Here is a 1297-nt window from a genome sequence, read left to right as displayed (position 1 = left end):
TGGTTTGTGGGGGGGGGGGGTTTTTTTACCCTACAACCCCCCCCCCCGGCCGCACCCATGTTGCGCCGCCACTGAGGTGGAGTGTGTCGCCGAGTCTGGAAAGATGGGCACGACGGCAACGTCGCCCCCAGGTCAGGGCCCGCAATAAGCACACTCCCCGCACATCCAAGGAGCGGACAGATGCCCATCGCAACCCCCGAGGTCTACAACGAGATGCTCGACCGGGCGAAGGCAGGCAAGTTTGCCTACCCGGCGATCAACGTGACCTCGACCCAGACCCTGCACGCTGCACTGCGCGGCTTCGCGGAGGCCGAGAGCGACGGCATCATCCAGATCTCCACCGGTGGTGCGGAGTTCCTGGGTGGCCAGTACAACAAGGACATGGTCACCGGCGCGGTCGCCCTGGCCGAGTTCGCGCACGTCGTGGCCGCCAAGTACGACATCACCGTCGCGCTGCACACGGACCACTGCCCCAAGGACAAGCTGGACGGCTACGTCCGCCCGCTGCTCGAGGTTTCCGCCGAGCGCGTGGCCCGCGGTCTGAACCCGCTCTTCCAGTCGCACATGTGGGACGGCTCCGCCGAGACCCTGGCCGACAACCTGGCCATCGGCCAGGAGCTGCTCGCCAAGGCCGCCGCCGCGAAGATCATCCTCGAGGTCGAGATCACCCCGACCGGTGGCGAGGAGGACGGCGTCAGCCACGAGATCAACGACGAGCTGTACACCACCGTCGAGGACGCGCTGCGCACCGCCGAGGCCCTGGGCCTGGGCGAGAAGGGCCGCTACCTGCTGGCCGCCTCCTTCGGCAACGTCCACGGCGTCTACAAGCCGGGCAACGTCGTCCTGCGCCCCGAGCTCCTCAAGGACCTCCAGGCCGGCGTCGGCGAGAAGTACGGCAAGTCCTCCCCGTTCGACTTCGTCTTCCACGGCGGCTCGGGCTCCACGGCCGAGGAGATCGCCACCGCGCTGGAGAACGGCGTCGTGAAGATGAACCTCGACACCGACACCCAGTACGCCTTCACCCGCCCGGTCGTGGACCACATGTTCCGCAACTACGACGCGGTCCTGAAGGTCGACGGCGAGGTCGGCACCAAGTCGAAGTACGACCCCCGCACGTGGGGCAAGGCCGCCGAGGCCGGCATGGCCGCGCGCGTCACCGAGGCCTGCGCGAACCTGCGTTCCACGGGTACCAAGCTCAAGTAGTCGCCCGAAGCCCGAAGGAAGGGCCCGGCCCCGCCGTCTCCGGACGGCGTGGCCGGGCCCTTTCCGCATGCCGCGATACCCCAGACTGTGGGCA

At 68.2% G+C, this 1297-nt stretch carries 1 protein-coding gene; it reads left to right on the top strand.

All coding sequences use genetic code 11. The features are described 5' to 3' along the window. Positions 1-180: 180 nt before the first annotated feature. Positions 181-1203 carry a class II fructose-bisphosphate aldolase gene (fbaA, locus tag ACWGDE_RS39020; RefSeq protein WP_453393833.1) on the top strand — a complete coding sequence of 341 codons (1023 nt, stop codon included), beginning with the start codon at positions 181-183 and terminating at the stop codon, positions 1201-1203. The last annotated feature ends 94 nt before the right edge of the window (positions 1204-1297 follow it).

This window comes from Streptomyces sp. NPDC054956 (assembly GCF_053609185.1).
Note: the sequence above shows the minus strand (reverse complement) of the source record. Positions and strands in the feature narration are given on the sequence as shown.

Coding starts and splice junctions, on each gene's coding strand:
- fbaA (WP_453393833.1), top strand. CDS start 181: ATGCCCATCGCAACCCCCGAGGTCTACAACGAGATGCTCGACCGGGCG.